Raw genomic sequence first — 18,402 nt, 5'->3', positions numbered from 1 at the left:
CTTTCTCCACTAAATAAAACGTATTGAAAAACAACCGCACTTTATAATAATCTTGCTGCATCCTTATCCAAATACCATTCTGTAACCCCATTTTTTGCCTTAATTTTAGCAGCAGGATAAGGCAAGTCTTTTGCATCTGTTGTTGCAATTTCTTGTAAAATTTTTGCTTTACTTTCGCCTGTTACTAGATAAGTAATACGTTTTGCTTTCTCAATGAGTTTAGCAGTTTTTGAGATACGAATTTGTCCTGTTTCTGGGTGTTTAGCTATCACTGCCAAATTAGGATCATCAAAATTAGTTTGATTTGGGAACAATGAAGCGGTATGTCCATCGGTTCCCATACCTAAAATAATCCAGTCAAAAACTTGATCAGAAATGACCGCACTTATTTCTTCTTGGAAACGTTTTAATTCACTCTGTGGATCCGCTTCACCACGAATACGATGAATATTTTCAGCAGGAATATTAATGTGATCAAATAGTAGCTTTTGCACTTCACCATAGTTACTTTCTGGATCTTGTGGCGGAACCATACGATCGTCGCCCCACCAAAAATGCAAGTTTTCCCATTGAATTGCTGTATTATGTGGTGCTTGAGCGAGGGTTTTAAATAATAATTTTGGGGTGCTACCTCCCGATAGGGATATATGCACAGGGCGACCTTGTTCGCTATAATCTTGAAGCTCTTCTGCTATTTTTTCTACCGCACTTTGGGCATTTTCAAAAATAATGGTTTTCATTTTATTCCTTAATTTTTAGGTTATACTTTTTTCTTCATACAACCACTAGGTTTACGCCAAACACGTCCTGTTCTGGCGATCAATTTATCTGCTTGAGTTGGTCCCCAAGTGCCTGCTTCGTATTCATAAATACGATTATTTTCTGCTTTATAATCAATGATAGGTTGTACGAATTTCCAACAAGCATGCACTGCATCAGTGCGAGCAAATAAAGTTGCATCGCCTTTTATAGCATCTAGAAGTAAGCGATCATAAGCTGTAAGAACACTTGGTGAGGCGAGATCTGCATATCTAAAGTCCATCGAAACTTCTTTTGCTTCAAATCCAGCACCTGGTTTTTTCAAACCAAATCGCATTGAAATCCCCTCATCTGGTTGAATACGAATAATTAATTTATTCTCAGGGGCTTTTTGGCTAAAAACTGGGTGTGGGGTAGTTTTGAAATGGATAACAATTTCAGTTACACGAGTGGGTAAGCGTTTACCTGTTCTCACATAAAAAGGCACACCAGCCCAACGCCAGTTGTCAATTTCACAACGTAATGCCATATAGGTTTCAGTTGTTGAGCCTGCTGGCACGCCAACTTCTTCAAGGTAACCATTAACTTTTTTATCGTCAATAATTGAACTTGTGTATTGACCTAGCACAAGATTATGTTCCAAATCATCATCACTTAATGGGTGTAAGCTATGTAATACTTTTGCAACCTCATCACGCATTGAGTCAGCATTTATAATTGCAGGCGGCTCCATTGCGACCATTGCGAGAACTTGCAACAAATGATTTTGGAACATATCACGCATAGCACCAGAGCCATCATAATAGCCACCTCGTTTCTCTACACCCAGTTGTTCAGCACCAGTGATTTCCACATAATCAATAAAGTTACGGTTCCATAATGGTTCAAATAGTCCATTGGAGAAGCGTAAGACAAGCAAATTTTGTACAGTTTCTTTACCTAAATAATGGTCAATACGGTAAATTTGGTGTTCTTCAAAAAAGCGATGAATTTGTGTATCAAGTGCTTTTGCTGTTTTCATATCGTAACCAAATGGTTTTTCAACAATAATTCGTTTCCAACCAAATTCTTCGGTATTTAGTCCATGAGCAGCTAAACATTCGGGAATAATGCCATATAGGCTTGGTGGAGTAGATAGGTAATATAATGTATTTCCACCTGTTTGATATTTATCATGTAACTCATCTAAACGGGGAACAAGTTTACCATATTCTAGTGCATCTGAAGTATTAATCGCAATGTAGTACAAGTGTTGACAAAAATTATCTAGCTTTTCGCCTTCTGCACCTTCAAATTCAATGAGTGCAAGTCGCATTTTTTGGCGAAAATCGTCATCTGTTAATTCTGTTCGTGAAACCCCTAATACTGAAAAATTTTCAGTTAATCGTCCAATTTTATAGAGATTGTAAAGTGCTGGAATGAGTTTTCTATAAGTTAAATCGCCAGAAGCACCAAAGATGACGATACAGTTATTTTCGGCATTTATATTCATGTTGTGTTTATGTCCTTTATTTTTATTAAAGTATTTATATCATATTTTGATAAATAGTGAATAGCTAATAGGTTTAATAAATTGAATTAACAGTTATTTATGATTTTGTATTGAATATTGTTCTCCAATCAAATTTATTATCTATGACCATTATAAAATCTGGATTAATCAGTGTCTCTCGTTGATTATAGGTTAATGGTTGAAATTGTAAATCATAGATTGCACCACCTATTTCGGAGAGTAATATTTCAGCGGCAGCAGTATCCCATTCTCCTGTTTTTCCTAATCGGATATAACAATCTGCATCACCATTTGCAACTAATGTTGTTTTTAAGCTACTTGAGCCATAAATTTTGAATTCATATGCTTGATTAGGATTTAATAATTTTTGCAGTTGATTTTTTGTGCCTATACTACCAATACTAATTTTTATTGGTGAAGCTTCAGATAGTGTCTTAGGATGTAATTGAATCTCTTTATTATTTACGAGTTTATGTGCACCGTAGTTTTTCATAGCATAATAAGTTTGTTTTAAAATAGGAGAATGGATTACACCTAAGGTTGGTATATGGTTTTGTACTAAGCTTATGATGATAGAAAATTGATCCGTTTTATTAATAAATTGTTGTGTACCATCAAGTGGATCTATTAACCAGTAAGCATCCCAAGTTAATCGTTCGGATAGTGGAAGATTACAACTTTCCTCTGATAAAACGGGAATATTAGGCGTTAATTTATTAAGTTGTTCAATAATAAACTGATGAAGAAAAAGATCCGCATTAGTAACGGGAGTTTTATCTGATTTAATATAAATATTAATATCTTGTTTATAAAATTCTTTAAGATATTCACCTGCTTGTAATGTTATGTTGAGTACAGATTGAAGAAGTGATTGACTTAAAAGCACGGTGTTTTCCTTAGTAATTTGATAACTGGAAAGAAACTTCTATTTAACCTTTTCAGTATATCAAAATTATTAAAAAAAATACCGCACTTTTAGTTTAATTAATGACTATTCTGGTTTTGTTGATAAAAATCCATATTTATATTCAGGAATCATATTATAGTCCGTTGTGACTTCTGGAGCCCGCCCCAAACGAGTAAAGTCAATATCATGATAATCAATAATAGGGTATTTCATCATTTCATCTGTAGCATTTGCTAATTGAATATCAGAGTTAAAAACAGGTTTATTATTTTTTTGAAAAACTAACTTAGCTAATGATTTGCTAATTTCATCTTCTGTTGGTTTTTTTATTGGTATTAATGATGCTAATGACATATTTTTATATTGATAAACATAAGGATAAACAGATTTTGATGTATAAAATGAATCGTGAAATCCTGTGGTGTTAAAATAAATAAATCCATTAGGATTTAACCTTTCTTTTGCTAGAGATAGAAACTCTTTACTTAATAGATTAGTTGTATAGCTACGCCAATACCAAGTTGTATTCATTAAAATATAATCAAATTTTTTATCTGGATGTTTATTTAACCAACGACGTCCATCATCAGCAATAACGTTTACGCGTTTATCTTTTAGTAATTCAGCCATTGGCGGATAAAAATCTGCAAACTCATTGTAATCAGGGTTAAGTTCTACTACGGTGATGGATTCAAGAGTAGGAACTGATGTTAGCACATCAACCCATGATCCTGTACTTAATCCAATAACAAGTATATTTTTTGCATCTGGCGCAATAATTGGGAGCATATAAGCTCTATCAATCATGTTAGTATTATTGAGTAGATCAATATTTAATTTTCCATCATAAACATTATTGCCAAAAACAATCTGTTCATTATTTTTATCTCGATAAATCTGGATAAAACCATGTTTATTCTCAATTAGTTTCTCTAATTTTATTCCTTCATTTTGGGCTAAAGCTGTAATGATTTTTTCTGGTAATTGCACTAGAGAAATAATACTTAATGCCCCTAGGACAATCGCTGTTATTTTAAGGAGTTTTGATGATATACAAAAATAGGCAACGAAAAAAGTACTGGCAATAATCAATAAATAGGTTTGCTGAGTACTAAAAATATCTAGCAAATAAAATCCAACTATAATTGGAGCAAGGGTACAGCCTATAACATTAGAAAAGTAAACATTTGAAATAGCCGCCCCTGTTTTTTGTTTTTCTGAACCTAAATGATGAACAATTGGAAAAATAATACCTCTAACAACAGAGCATAGTAATACAGATAAACCTAACACTAGTAATGTAGTTGGTTGAACACTATATATAATGCCAAGGATAGCTAATATATCTAATAAAGCGGCTAGTATAAAAATACGACCAATATAATTGATAGAAGCTTTTTCTTCATTACATATACGTTTACCTATAAAAGCGCCAATAGCAATTCCAACTAAAAAAATAGCTAAAGTTAATGAGAAAAACTGTGGTAAAGGGTAACTGAATGTAAATAAGCGTATCCAAATAATTTCAATACTTAAACTTAAAAAACCACCTAAAAAGGAAAGTAACATTGCTTTTCTAGTCATTTTTTGTTTCCTTTCTTCCATATGTAATAAAAACAGTGAATGCAACGAGATAATTTATTATTCCTGCAATATAAATTACATCTATTAAAGTAAAACTATTAAATAAAATAAATCCTGTTACGATACAAGCGGTCGCTGCACCTAAAGTATTTGTAAAATATAACCATCCAATGTTATGACCTACATTATTGAAATATTGATTTAAATATTGAGTAAGCAATGGAAGAGTTGAACCCATTAAAAAAGTGGGAAATAAAAGTAAGATAAAATTAGCAAAAGCGATCGTTAGTGTGCTTGAATGTAGGAAATAATTTTGCGTAATTTCAATTAGCGATGGGCTTAGGATTCCAAAAGAACCAATTCCTATTTCAGTTAGTGCAAAGAAGCCAATAATCTTAGTGGGGAATTTGTCAGCAATTCTCCCCCCCCCCCACGCACCAACGCCTAAGCCTGCCATGAAAACGGAAATGATGATTGTGATTGATTCAAGATCAACCCCAAAAGCAGTAAATAGCATTCGTTGCCAAGCAATCTGATAAATTAATGCAGAAAAGCCAGACATAAAGAACACTATTTTAATAATTCGTTCTCTTGATAAAATCATTTCAATATCCTTGATGATAATTACAACTGTAAATTTGTATGGTTATATTTTGTAGTACGATAGAATAAAAAAACTAGACCTATTTAGTCTAGTTTTTTACATATTTAGTTAATTATTTCTTTGCTCGTAAAATACGAGATGAGAAAATAATCATACCTAAAACAAAGACTACTAGTCCTAGTATTTTGGCAACATTATCCCAATTTTCTAATTGTAGAGCCAATGGGGCTTCAGAACCACCAGAGGTAACTGATGCCGCAATAATGAATGCGAGAATAACGCCCATTAAACTTTCACCAACAATTAGACCAGCTGCAAATAATGTACCATATCTCTCGGCTTTTTTCTCAATATTACCTGTTTTATCACCTTTACGAGCAGCGTAGGCTTTCAGATGACGAGTGATTAACCAAGACATAATCGCACCAATAACAATAGGCATATTGATTGACGGCGGTAAATAAATACCCATACCGACAGCTAAAGCTGGAAGTGCGAAGCTATTATGACTGATTTTTTTCAATACAATATCAATAATGATAAGTAACACACCAAGTGCAATACCCATAAAAATATAAGTCCACTCAAGGTTACTGTTAAAAATACCTTGTGCGATGGTGGTCATTAATGTTGCTTGTGGAGCAGATAGTGCTTGTGTCGGATCCATATCTGGACGTGGTAATGCCCCTGTAAATCCATAAGCGTGGTAAAGAATTTCAAGAACTGGAGCGATAACTAATGCACCGACTATACAGCCGATAATCAAGGCAACCTGTTGTTTCCAAGGTGTTGCTTTGACTAATAAACCCGTTTTCAAGTCTTGTAGATTGTCATTAGAGATAGCGGCGGTACTTACTACTATTGAGCCAGAGAAAATGGTTAATGCCGTTAAAAATTGCTGACCTTCTAGTGTTTCTAATAAACCTGTTATTTTTCCTACTAGCATTAATGTTAATGAAATTAATACAATAGAAATAATACCAATACCTGAAATTGGGCTAGATGACGAACCGACAAGACCTGCCATATACCCACAAGCAGCAGCTACAAAGAAACCAATAAATACGGCAAGTGCGGTACAAACAATTACCAATAAAACAGAGGCTTCTGCAGAAATTGGTGCTTTCTCGATGAAATTATGTAGTGCAATTACGATTAAAATAATTGATACTAAAACTACTGCAATCATTGTTTTTGGAGAAAGATCTTGTTGTGTTCTATCTTGCGTTTGACCATTTGGATCTCTTAAGGCTTTAAATGATTGTGTCATACCTTCAATCATTGGTTTCATTAATACTAATAATGTCCAAATTGCCGCAATACCGATCGTTCCTACACCAATAAAACGTACTTTGGTTTTCCAAATAGTCATTGCATAGCCAACCATATCTGTATTTGCTGGTATTTCTGATGTGGCAGTAAAATATGGTACGGCAACTTCCCAAGTTAAGAAGATACCCAGTAAAATAGCGATACCGCCAAGAATACCAACGAGATAGCCAGCACCTAATAATGCAAGTGAGAAGCCCATTGGTATTTGGAATACGGCATTGCCACCTTTAAACCAAAGCCCAGCACTATCAGAAATAATGCGTAAACCGTTAGTTAAAAATCCAACAGTAGCGGCGATAAAACCACCAGTAGCAATTTCTTTGATACCGCTATCTCCAGTTCCTTCTTCTCCTTCGTGATTACCTGCTTTTAAGATTTCAGCAGCAGCAACACCTTCTGGATAAGGGAGGTTGGTATTGACAACCATTGCGGTTCTTAGTGGAATAGTAAAAATAACTCCTAGAATACCACCAGCGGTACAGATTAATAATGTTTGTAGGAATGGAAATCCTTGCCAGTATCCCATCATTAGTAGTCCAGGAATAACAAATATTACAGAGGAAAGTGTTCCTGCTGATGAGGCTTGAGTTTGAACCATATTGTTTTCTAGGATATTGGATCCTGAAAACATTTTTAATACTGCCATTGAAATGACCGCAGCAGGAATTGATGAGGCGAATGTTAACCCAACTTTTAAGCCTAAATAAACATTTGAGGCTGTAAAAATAACGGTAATTAACGCACCAAGCAACATTCCTCTGAATGTTAATTCTTGCATTGTTGGTGCAAGATTATTAGCTTTTTGCATAAATTGCTCCATATGTTGATATTATTTTAGAAAAACGCTTCAATATAACGCTAAATAATTAGGAATAAAAAAGTTTGTGCATAAAATGTGATTTAGATCACGATTTTATACTAAGATAATCTTTTAATAAATAAAGTGCGGTCAAATTTCTCGCCTCATAAAAATCAGGATCAGCGAGTAATTGATCAATTTTATTTAAAGGGTATCGGATAAGTTGTAATGGCTCTGGTTCATCGCCTTCTAACTTACAAGGATAGAAATCTTTAGCAATGAAAATATGCATTGGGTTATTCATAAAACTTGGCGAACTGTTAATCGTTCTTAAATGAGTGAGTGAATTTGCCCCTAAACCTATTTCTTCTTTTAATTCTCTATTGGCACTTTCTTCTGGCGTTTCATTAGGGTCCATTAATCCTTTGGGGAAACCTAGTTCATAACGTTCCGTTCCGACTGCATACTCTTTTATCATTAACAAATCATCACCATCAATAGCTAAAATCATTACTGCGGCACGACTACTTGGTTTGATACGCTCATAAACACGGTATTCACCATTAGAAAATTTTAGCTCGATACTCTGTATTTCAAAAATACGTGATTTACTTACAGTCGAAATAGACAGTATTTCTGGTTTTTGTAATATGTTCATATTGCCTCATAAAATAAGTTTTAATTTTGATATGAAAATAGGGGGGTAATTTGGTTATGATACTCTCTAAGTTGATGAAATGGAAAGGTTAAAAATAATATTTTTTAAATTGAAGATAAAGCAGAAAATAAAAAAACCAGAGCGTTTATGGTATTTATTATGCTCTGGTTTTGCTTACGATGTTGTGTTTTTACTTTATATTTATGCTAATTCTTTGCGTAATTTTTTTGTTACATCAATCATTGTACGTAGTTGTTCAATGGTTTCCGTCCAACCTCGTGTTTTTAATCCACAATCTGGATTGACCCATAAACGTTCTTTTGGTACCACTTTTAATGCTTTACGCAATAAATGCTCAATTTCATCTGCCGTTGGCACTCTTGGGCTATGAATATCATAAACACCTGGACCAATGTCATTTGGATATTTAAAATCTGAAAATGCTGTTAATAATTCCATATCAGAACGTGATGTTTCGATGGTAATCACATCAGCATCTAATGCCGCAATCGCAGGAAGAATATCATTAAATTCTGAATAACACATATGTGTATGAATTTGTGTATCGTCTTGTACTCCCATATAGCTTAATCTAAAGGCTTCTCCAGCCCATTTTAAGTAGCTATCCCAATTTGCTCGTTTTAGTGGTAAGCCTTCACGAATTGCAGGCTCATCAATTTGGATAACTTTAATGCCAGCTTTTTCTAAATCTAAAACTTCATCAGATAATGCGACACCAATTTGCTTACAAACAGTTGAGCGAGGAATATCATTACGCACAAAAGACCATTGTAAAATCGTAACTGGGCCAGTTAACATTCCTTTCATTACTTTTTTCGTTAAACTTTGTGCATATTGAGACCAGCGAACAGTCATTGGTGTTGGACGAGCGACGTCACCATAAATTACTGGCGGTTTAACACAGCGTGAACCATAGCTTTGTACCCAACCGAATTTAGTAAATGCGAAGCCATCTAATAGTTCTCCAAAATATTCGACCATATCATTACGTTCTGCTTCACCGTGAACTAGAACATCTAAATCAAGCTCTTCTTGACGGCGAACAACATATTCAATTTCTTTTTTCATTGCCGTTTCGTAGTCTTCAAGGCTTAGTTCACCTTTTTTGAAACTTGCACGAGCATAACGAATTTCAGGGGTTTGTGGGAATGATCCAATAGTTGTTGTTGGTAATAATGGTAAATTTAGCCATTGATTTTGTTCTTTAATGCGTTCTGCAAAAGGTGATTTACGTTTGTCTGCATTTTCTGGTAAATGAGCTAATCTAGCAGTGACTTCGATACGATGAATATCTTTACTTTCTGCTCTTGTTTGTGCTGCAAGTTGGCTTTGTTCTAATTCCGCTGCAACAGCATCACGACCTTGATTAAGTGCGGTCTTTAATATATGTAATTCTTTAATTTTTTGTAAAGTAAAAGATAACCAGTTGTATAAATCAGGTTTTTTATCTTGTAATTCTGTTTCAACACTTAAATCATAAGGCGTGTGCAATAATGAGCAGCTTGGTGCGATCCATAGGCGTTCACCGAGTGTTGCTTTTAATGGTTCTAATAAATTAAGCGTTTCATTGAGATTTGCTCGCCAAATGTTACGTCCATCAATTACCCCTAATGAAAGTACTTTTTCATAATCGGTAAAAGCAGATAATTGTTCTGGTGCTCTGACTAAATCTAAATGTAAGCCATCAACTGGTAGTGATTTTAATAATGGCGCGTGTTCAGCTACGGATCCAAAATAGGTGGTTAATAATAATCTTGCATTAACTTTTGCTAGTTCTGTATAAACATAATTGTAAGCTTCTAGCCATTCTTTTGGAAGATCTAGTGCTAATGCAGGTTCATCAATTTGAATCCATTCCACTCCTTCTGCAATGAAGGCATTTAAAATTTCAGTATAAATAGGCAGTAGCTTTTCAAGAAGTTGTAGGCGATTAAAGGTCTCTCCTTTTTCTTTACCTAACCATAGAAATGTTAGTGGACCGACAATAACAGGTTTGGTATTGAAACCTAATGCTTTCGCTTCTTTAATTTGCTTAACATAATGACTTGGATTTGCTTTAAACTCTGTATTTTTATGAAATTCAGGGACAAGATAATGGTAATTGGTATCAAACCATTTTGTCATTTCAATGGCAAATTGATCTTTATTACCACGAGCAAGTTCAAAATATTGCTCTAAAGTGAGTTTTTGGCTATCAAATCCAAAACGTTTTGGTATCGCACCTGTTGCAACTTGTAGATCTAAAATATGATCATAAAATGTGAAGTCTGCAACGGTAACATAATCGGCATTTTCTTTGGCTTGATTTTGCCAATTTATTTCTCGTAGTTTTTGTGCGATATCAAGTAAATCTTGTTCAGATAATTCTTTACGCCAATAACGTTCTTGTGCAAATTTAAGTTCACGTTTTGCACCCACACGTGGAAATCCTAAGTGATGAAGTGTTGTCATAAAATTTTCCTTTTTTAAAATAGTTATAATCAGAGTAATTGGTTTTAGAAGTCTAAACATCTAAACGTCTTTATGTATAATGACAAAAAAATTTAATTATGCAAGATAATAATTTTCACATTGATTATGAAAAATTTTAATAATCAAAAAATATCATTAAAATTATATGGTTATATTCTATTTTTGTTATTTTATTTGATCTGTAAGTTGTATTTTCTGATAAATTAATTATATTTTTTTGATTAAATGTTATAATTTTCATCAATATTTTATTAATTATGAGTATTTTTAATAATGAAACCAATATTTTTGGAGCTTCGTCATTTAAAAACATTGTTAGCACTTAAAGAAACTGGCAGTGTATCTCTTGCGGCTAAGCGAGTGCATTTGACTCAATCGGCACTTTCACATCAGATTAAATGTTTGGAAGATCAATATGATTTGGCATTGTTTGAACGAAAAACACAGCCCATACGTTTTACACCTGCGGGAGAACGTTTAATTAAATTAGCAAATGATGTTTTACCTAAAGTAATTGATGCTGAATTGGATCTTGTTAGGGTAAAACAAGGTAAGGCTGGAGAATTACGAATAGCAGTAGAATGTCATACTTGTTTTGACTGGTTAATGCCCTCAATGGATAGGTTTCGTCAAGGATGGCCATTAGTTGAGTTGGATATTTTATCAGGATTTCATACAGATACTATCGGTTTATTATTAAGTTATCGAGCAGATTGGGTGGTGGTTTCAGAATTAGAAGAGAATGCGGATATTAGCTATTATCCTTTGTTCTCTTATGAAATGGTTGGTATTTGTTCTAAAGATCATCCTTTAGCTGAAAAAAATGTTTGGGAAGCGGAAGATTTCCGAGAGGAAACACTTATTACTTATCCTGTTTCTGATGATATGCTAGATTTAATTCGTAAAGTTTTACATCCTAAGGGGATTAATCCCGTGCGTAGAACCAGTGAATTAACTATTGCGATTATTCAACTTGTGGCAAGTAAAAGGGGAATTGCAGCATTGCCTTATTGGACAGTAAAACCTTATTTAGAAAAAGGTTATGTTGTAGCCAAGCGTATTACTCAAGGTGGATTATATAGTAATCTTTATGGTGCGATTCGTAAAACGGATACGAAGGTGGCATATATTTCAGATTTTCACAACACGGTACAAGCTGAAAGCTTTGCTACTATACCTGATTTGTTAACACTTGAAAGTGCGGAAAAATAATACCGCACTTTTGATTATTGTGTTTATCAAGAAAAGTGCCATTTTAAGGACGTATTCCAAGGGTATGGCAGATAGCATAAGTCAATTCTGAGCGATTTAGTGTATAAAAATGAAAATCTTTTACGCCTTCTTTTGATAAAATTTTTACCATATCAATAGCAATACTTGCCCCAACTAAATTGCGGGTAGTCTGATCATCATCTAAACCTTCATACATTTTTCTCATCCAGCTAGGAATTTTTACATTAGTGATTTTTGCCATTTTATCCAATTGTTTAAAATTAGAAACAGGTAAAATACCTGGGATAATTTCTACATCAATCCCAACAGTTACACAACGATCTCGAAAGCGGAGGTAGCTGTCAATATCAAAGAAAAATTGAGTAATAGCACGATTTGCTCCTGCTTCAATTTTTTTCTTTAAATAGAGAAGATCCGCTTGTGCTGATTTTGCTTCTGGATGTACTTCAGGATAAGCAGCAACAGAAATATCAAAGTCAGCAACATCTTTGAGTAATTTAACCAAGTCAGAGGCATAAAATGGTTTTTTAGCGTATCCAGCTGGTTCATCACCTCTTAATGCAACGATATGGCGAATACCGCTTTCCCAATAATCTTGTGCAATTTGGCGTAATTCATCGGTAGTTGCATCAATTCCTGTTAAGTGAGGGGCGGCAATAATACCTGTTTCACTCTGAATATTTTTCACAATGTTGTGTGTTCGATTTCTTTCTCCTGAATTGGCACCATAAGTAACAGATACAAATTTTGGTTTTAGTACTTTAAGACGTTGAATTGAATCTTTTAATAAAACTTCCATATTTTCATTTTTCGGGGGAAAAAATTCAAAAGAAACATTTATTTTTCCTTCTAAATCAGCGATATTTTGGTTAAGTAGATCAATCTCTTTTGCATAGCTCATAATATAGTCCTTACCTGTATAAAATTATAATTAGATGTCTGGGCGTTTAGATGTCTTTATGGCTAATTTAGAGCGATAAGAATGTTATGTCAATTTTATTATTTTCATTTATCTATGAATTTGATTCATATTGGGTGTTTTGAAGTATTGGAATTAACGGGCTTTGAACAAGGGGATTTTTGGTGAGAATAATGATAATGTTCTGTGATAGAATGGTAAAGTAACCATTTTTATTAAATTGTTATAAATTAAGGGGGAGTGTTTGAAAATTAATTGGCAGAATATTGATACGGTAATTTTGGATTTAGATGGGACGCTAATTGACCTTTATTTAGATCATTCCTTCTGGAAATATATTGTCCCTGAAGCCTATTCTCGTAAGTATGCTATATCAATAGATGATAGTCATCGCTTACTTAAACGATATTATGATGAAATTGAGCATAGTATGGATTGGTATGATATTGATTTTTGGGAAAATAAACTTAATTTGCCTATAAGGGATTTATTGGCATTACAAGCTAAGCAAACTAAGGTTCGAGAAGATGTTTATCCATTTTTACAAGCAATAAAAACAAAAGGAAAACACTTAATTTTGTTGACGGATAGTCACCCTTTTAGTTTACAGGTAAAATTAAATCATTGTAATTTATCACCGCACTTTAATGCATTATTTTCGACACATCAGTTTGGTTTTCCAAAAGTAGAGCAAGCATTGTGGAATAGTTTACAGTCTTATTATCCTTTTGATCCCAGCCGAACTTTTTTTATGGACGATACAGAAAAAGTACTAGACAGTGCAAAACAGTTTGGTATTGCTTATACCATCGGGGTAGAAAATCCAGATAGCAGTGTGCCAATTAAGACATTCAAAAATCATATTAGTGTAAAAAATTATTTGGAGTTAATTTGATATATTATGGCAAAAAAGAATTTAGATGATATAAACCAAGATAATGATATTCGGTTAGATAAGTGGTTATGGGCAGCTCGTTTTTACAAAACACGTTCACTTGCTAAGGCAATGATTGATGGTGGTAAAGTACATTATAATAATCAGCGAGCTAAGCCAAATAAAACCGTGGAAATTGGTGCTATTATTAAATTACGTCAAGGAAATGAAGAAAAAGAAGTTGAAGTATTACAGTTATCTATTCAACGACGAGGGGCATCTGAGGCACAGCTTTTATATAAAGAAACACAAAAAAGTATTGAAACAAGAGAAAAATTAGCTATAGCAAGAAAAAATAATGCACTTTCTATGCCACATCCTGATCGTCGTCCAAATAAAAAAGAGCGTCGAGATTTGATTAAGTTTAAACATCAATAGGGTTGTAATTGTTAATTTTATCTCAATATTTCTTTTCATTATTAACAAAAATTGGATTTTATTATGAATAATTATATACAAGATAACGATAAGCTTTACCGTTATTTATTTAAAGACAGAGCTGTTCGTGGTGAATGGGTGAGATTAAATCAAACTTTTATTGATACCCTCAATACCCATCATTATCCCATAGCTGTACAAAATTTGTTGGGTGAAATGATGGTGGCAACCAATTTATTAACAGCAACTTTAAAATTTAAAGGGAATATTACTGTACAAATTCAAGGTGATGGACCTTTAAAATTAGCATTGGTTAATGGTACTGATACACAAAATATTCGAGCGTTAGCTCGTGTTGATGGTGTAATTGACGAAAAGATGTCGTTAACTGATATGATTGGCAAAGGTGTACTTGTTATTACTATTGCACCAGAAGAAGGGGAGCGTTATCAAGGAGTAATAGCACTTGATAAACCAACTATTACTGAATGTTTAGAGGATTACTTTGTACGTTCCGAGCAATTAAAAACCAAATTATTTATCCGTACAGGCGTTTTTGATGGAAAGCCTGTTGCTGCAGGTATGCTATTGCAAGTAATACCAGATGGTACTGGAACAGAAGATGATTTTGATCATCTAGCAACATTATGTGCGACAGTAAAAGACGAAGAACTGTTTGGTTTGACAGCAGAGGAATTGCTGTATCGTTTATACCACGAAGAAATGGTAGAAATTTACCCGTCTCATAAGGTGCAATTCTTTTGTGGTTGTTCAATGGAGCGATCAGGTGCGGCATTATTGCTGTTATCCGATCAGGAATTGAATGAAGTATTGGAAGAACATAAAGGCAGTATTGATATGCAATGTGAATGTTGTGGTACGCATTATTTCTTCAATAAAGAAGCCATAGATAAATTAAAGTGCTAGTCAAAGTGTTAAAGTAAAAGTGCGGTAATATTTTGTTGAATTTTGCTTAATTCTTGACTTTTGATTTTTTCAATATTAGAATTTGACGTCTATCTAATAATGGATAGGTTAATAAATATACATTTTATTATGAATAACTATTAAACTGGAGTTTTTAATGGCAACTATCAACCAGCTAGTACGCAAACCGCGTGTTAAAAAGGTTGTAAAAAGCACCGTTCCTGCATTAGAGGCTTGCCCGCAGAAACGTGGCGTGTGTACTCGTGTATACACAACTACACCTAAAAAACCGAATTCAGCATTACGTAAAGTATGTCGTATTCGTTTAACTAATGGTTACGAAGTAACCTCATATATTGGCGGAGAAGGTCATAACCTTCAAGAGCATAGTGTTGTGCTTATCCGTGGCGGTCGTGTTAAAGATTTACCTGGTGTGCGTTATCACACTGTACGTGGAGCATTAGACTGTGCTGGCGTAAAAGATCGTAAACAAGCTCGTTCAAAATATGGCGTTAAACGTCCTAAATCTTAATGGTTCTCCGTTGAGTAAGGCCAAACGCTAATTAAATTAATTAACCATAAACTCCAGTACATTTAGCAACTCGCTTATATATTGAGTTTTGGGTAATCCTGAAGATTATAAATACGGAGAAATTACAATGCCACGTCGTCGTGTTGTTGGACAACGCAAGATCCTTCCAGATCCGAAATTCGGTTCAGAATTACTTGCGAAATTTATTAATGTTTTAATGGTAGATGGTAAAAAATCTATCGCGGAAACTATTGTTTATAATGCACTTGATACCTTAGCAGAACGCACAGGTAAAGAAGCTCTAGAAGCTTTCGAAATTGCATTAGAAAATGTACGCCCTACTGTCGAGGTTAAATCTCGCCGTGTGGGTGGTTCTACTTATCAAGTACCAGTTGAAGTACGTCCAGTTCGTCGTAACGCATTAGGTATGCGTTGGATTGTTGAAGCTGCACGTAAACGTGGTGATAAATCAATGGCTTTACGTTTAGCGAATGAATTATCAGATGCGTCTGAAAACAAAGGTGCTGCGGTGAAAAAACGTGAAGATGTTCACCGTATGGCTGAAGCTAACAAAGCATTTGCTCATTACCGTTGGTAATAAGTTAGTAATCAGTTTTTCAGGCTTCATCTCATTATTATGCGATGGAGCCTTATCCATATTAAAAATTTATTTTATAAAATTCCAAAAAGGAAATATTAATGGCTCGCGTAACCCCTATTGAGCATTATCGTAATATCGGTATTAGTGCTCACATTGATGCAGGTAAAACAACTACCTCAGAGCGTATCCTTTTCTATACAGGCGTAAGTCACAAAATCGGTGAAGTTCACGATGGTGCGGCAACTATGGACTGGATGGAACAAGAACAAGAGCGTGGTATTACTATTACTTCAGCTGCAACAACAGCATTCTGGAGTGGTATGTCACAACAATACCCTAAACACCGTATTAATGTTATTGATACTCCGGGACACGTAGACTTTACTGTTGAAGTAGAGCGTTCTATGCGTGTTCTTGATGGTGCAGTAATGGTATATTGTGCGGTTGGTGGCGTTCAACCTCAATCAGAAACTGTATGGCGTCAAGCTAATAAATATAAAGTTCCACGTATCGCATTTGTTAATAAAATGGACCGTACGGGTGCGAACTTTTTACGTGTTGTTGAACAAATTAAAACACGTTTAGGTGGAACAGCTGTACCTTTACAATTACCAATTGGTTCAGAAGAAAACTTCAAAGGTGTTGTTGATTTGCTTAAAATGAAAGCAATCAACTGGAATGAAGCTGATCAAGGTATGACGTTTACTTATGAAGATGTGCCAGCTGATATGTTAGAAGCTTGTGAAGAATGGCGTCATAATCTTGTTGAAGCAGCGGCAGAAGCTTCAGAAGAATTAATGGAAAAATACCTTGGTGGTGAAGATTTAACTGAAGATGAAATTAAATTTGGTTTACGTCAACGTGTTTTAGCGACAGAAATTATTCTTGTTACTTGTGGTTCAGCCTTTAAAAATAAAGGTGTTCAAGCAATGCTTGATGCAGTAATTGATTATTTACCAGCACCAACAGACGTTGAATCTATTAAAGGTATTAATCCAGATGAAACAGAAGGTGAACGTCATGCGAGTGATGATGAGCCTTTCTCAGCGTTAGCATTTAAAATTGCAACAGACCCATTCGTGGGTAACTTGACTTTCTTCCGTGTGTATTCTGGTGTAATTAACTCTGGTGATACAGTTGTTAACTCTGTTAAACAAAAACGTGAGCGTTTTGGTCGTATTGTTCAAATGCACGCAAATAAACGTGAAGAAATTAAAGAAGTTCGCGCTGGTGATATTGCTGCTGCTATCGGATTAAAAGATGTTGCTACTGGTGATACTCTATGTGCAATTGATTCGCCAATTATCCTTGAGCGTATGGAATTCCCTGAGCCTGTAATTTCTGTTGCGGTAGAACCTAAAACAAAAGCTGACCAAGAAAAAATGGGGCTTGCATTAGGTCGTCTTGCACAAGAAGATCCTTCTTTCCGTGTTCACACTGATGAAGAATCTGGTGAAACTATTATCTCTGGTATGGGTGAGTTACACTTAGATATCATCGTTGATCGTATGAAACGTGAATTTAAAGTTGAAGCGAATATCGGTAAACCTCAAGTATCATATCGTGAGACAATTCGTGCACGTGTTAACGATGTTGAAGGTAAACATGCAAAACAATCTGGTGGTCGTGGTCAATATGGTCATGTTGTTATTGATTTATATCCATTAGATCCTGAAGGTCCAGGATATGAGTTTGTTAATGAAATCAAAGGTGGGGTGATTCCAACAGAATATATTCCTGCAGTTGATAAAGGTATTCAAGAACAACTTAAATCTGGTCCATTAGCTGGTTATCCAGTAGTTGATTTAGGTGTACGTTTACATTTTGGTTCGTACCATGATGTTGACTCATCTGAATTAGCATTTAAGCTTGCTGCATCTCTAGCATTTAAATCGGCGTTTAATAAAGCTGATCCTGCTTTACTTGAACCAATTATGAAAGTTGAAGTAGAAACTCCACCTGAATATGTTGGTGATGTAATTGGTGATTTAAGTCGTCGTCGTGCGATGGTTAATGGTCAGGAAGCAAATGAATTTGTAGTTAAGATTGATGCCGAAGTACCACTTTCTGAAATGTTTGGTTATGCAACAGATCTTCGCTCACAAACTCAAGGTCGTGCATCATATTCAATGGAACCATTGAAGTATGCTGAAGCACCTAAGAACGTAGCGGAAGCAGTTATTGAAGCTCGTAAAAAATAATATTTACCAAAATCTGTAGTGCATTGTG

Annotated in this window: 16 protein-coding genes; 7 read left to right on the top strand and 9 right to left on the bottom strand. The window is 34.6% G+C overall.

The annotated features are described in order from the left end of the window. Nucleotides 1-41 precede the first annotated feature (41 nt). From pgl to metE, 8 genes are all read right to left on the bottom strand, one after another. A complete protein-coding gene (gene pgl, locus EV697_RS07930) occupies nucleotides 42-740 on the bottom strand; it encodes a 6-phosphogluconolactonase (RefSeq protein WP_132024418.1) in 699 nt (232 codons plus the stop codon). A 20-nt stretch (nucleotides 741-760) separates the two neighbouring features. Further along, nucleotides 761-2,251 carry a glucose-6-phosphate dehydrogenase gene (gene zwf, locus EV697_RS07925; RefSeq protein WP_176672802.1) on the bottom strand — a complete coding sequence of 497 codons (1,491 nt, stop codon included), beginning with the start codon at nucleotides 2,249-2,251 and terminating at the stop codon, nucleotides 761-763. A gap of 97 nt (nucleotides 2,252-2,348) precedes the next feature. Next, on the bottom strand, nucleotides 2,349-3,158 hold the full coding sequence (gene cysQ, locus EV697_RS07920) for a 3'(2'),5'-bisphosphate nucleotidase CysQ (RefSeq protein WP_132024416.1): 810 nt from the start codon (nucleotides 3,156-3,158) through the stop codon (nucleotides 2,349-2,351). A 105-nt stretch (nucleotides 3,159-3,263) separates the two neighbouring features. After that, nucleotides 3,264-4,763 (bottom strand): spermine/spermidine synthase domain-containing protein, encoded by a 1,500-nt coding sequence (locus EV697_RS07915; RefSeq protein WP_132024414.1) that lies wholly within the window; start codon nucleotides 4,761-4,763, stop codon nucleotides 3,264-3,266. After that, nucleotides 4,756-5,367: a fused MFS/spermidine synthase gene (locus EV697_RS07910; protein ID WP_132024412.1), complete on the bottom strand. Its 612-nt coding sequence runs from the start codon at nucleotides 5,365-5,367 to the stop codon at nucleotides 4,756-4,758. Before EV697_RS07910 ends, EV697_RS07915 begins: the two co-directional genes overlap by 8 nt. Before the next feature lie 112 nt (nucleotides 5,368-5,479). Then, entirely contained in the window at nucleotides 5,480-7,507 is a 2,028-nt protein-coding gene (locus EV697_RS07905) for an OPT family oligopeptide transporter (RefSeq protein WP_176672801.1), read from the bottom strand. A 97-nt stretch (nucleotides 7,508-7,604) separates the two neighbouring features. Further along, nucleotides 7,605-8,156 carry an ADP compounds hydrolase NudE gene (nudE, locus tag EV697_RS07900; RefSeq protein WP_132024410.1) on the bottom strand — a complete coding sequence of 184 codons (552 nt, stop codon included), beginning with the start codon at nucleotides 8,154-8,156 and terminating at the stop codon, nucleotides 7,605-7,607. Nucleotides 8,157-8,357: 201 nt separating this feature from the next. After that, on the bottom strand, nucleotides 8,358-10,628 hold the full coding sequence (metE, locus tag EV697_RS07895; protein ID WP_132024408.1) for a 5-methyltetrahydropteroyltriglutamate--homocysteine S-methyltransferase: 2,271 nt from the start codon (nucleotides 10,626-10,628) through the stop codon (nucleotides 8,358-8,360). A 294-nt stretch (nucleotides 10,629-10,922) separates the two neighbouring features. On the opposite strand from metE, the gene EV697_RS07890 reads away from it, so the two are divergent. After that, nucleotides 10,923-11,861: a LysR family transcriptional regulator gene (locus tag EV697_RS07890; protein ID WP_132024406.1), complete on the top strand. Its 939-nt coding sequence runs from the start codon at nucleotides 10,923-10,925 to the stop codon at nucleotides 11,859-11,861. Nucleotides 11,862-11,904: 43 nt separating this feature from the next. Here EV697_RS07890 and metF read toward each other — a convergent pair whose 3' ends face one another. Beyond that, nucleotides 11,905-12,783, bottom strand: coding sequence for a methylenetetrahydrofolate reductase (metF, locus tag EV697_RS07885; RefSeq protein ID WP_132024404.1), 879 nt, complete (start codon nucleotides 12,781-12,783; stop codon nucleotides 11,905-11,907). Between the two features lie 262 nt (nucleotides 12,784-13,045). Between metF and yrfG the strand changes: the two genes are divergently transcribed. The 6 genes from yrfG to fusA all read left to right on the top strand — a co-directional run bounded on the left by yrfG (nucleotide 13,046) and on the right by fusA (nucleotide 18,374). Then, nucleotides 13,046-13,696 (top strand): GMP/IMP nucleotidase, encoded by a 651-nt coding sequence (gene yrfG, locus EV697_RS07880; protein ID WP_236824055.1) that lies wholly within the window; start codon nucleotides 13,046-13,048, stop codon nucleotides 13,694-13,696. 6 nt (nucleotides 13,697-13,702) lie between these two features. Further along, nucleotides 13,703-14,113 carry a ribosome-associated heat shock protein Hsp15 gene (gene hslR / locus EV697_RS07875; RefSeq protein WP_132024402.1) on the top strand — a complete coding sequence of 137 codons (411 nt, stop codon included), beginning with the start codon at nucleotides 13,703-13,705 and terminating at the stop codon, nucleotides 14,111-14,113. Nucleotides 14,114-14,176: 63 nt separating this feature from the next. After that, nucleotides 14,177-15,040 (top strand): Hsp33 family molecular chaperone HslO, encoded by an 864-nt coding sequence (gene hslO, locus EV697_RS07870; RefSeq protein ID WP_132024400.1) that lies wholly within the window; start codon nucleotides 14,177-14,179, stop codon nucleotides 15,038-15,040. A 157-nt stretch (nucleotides 15,041-15,197) separates the two neighbouring features. Continuing rightward, nucleotides 15,198-15,572 carry a 30S ribosomal protein S12 gene (gene rpsL / locus EV697_RS07865; protein WP_115316225.1) on the top strand — a complete coding sequence of 125 codons (375 nt, stop codon included), beginning with the start codon at nucleotides 15,198-15,200 and terminating at the stop codon, nucleotides 15,570-15,572. A gap of 127 nt (nucleotides 15,573-15,699) precedes the next feature. After that, nucleotides 15,700-16,170, top strand: coding sequence for a 30S ribosomal protein S7 (gene rpsG / locus EV697_RS07860; RefSeq protein WP_132024398.1), 471 nt, complete (start codon nucleotides 15,700-15,702; stop codon nucleotides 16,168-16,170). A gap of 101 nt (nucleotides 16,171-16,271) precedes the next feature. Beyond that, a complete protein-coding gene (gene fusA, locus EV697_RS07855) occupies nucleotides 16,272-18,374 on the top strand; it encodes an elongation factor G (RefSeq protein WP_132024396.1) in 2,103 nt (700 codons plus the stop codon). The last annotated feature ends 28 nt before the right edge of the window (nucleotides 18,375-18,402 follow it).

The organism is Bisgaardia hudsonensis (assembly GCF_004345785.1).
Taxonomy (GTDB): Bacteria; Pseudomonadota; Gammaproteobacteria; order Enterobacterales; family Pasteurellaceae; genus Bisgaardia; species Bisgaardia hudsonensis.
The sequence above is the reverse complement of the archived record's forward strand: the minus strand, read 5'-3'. Positions and strand labels throughout refer to the sequence as shown.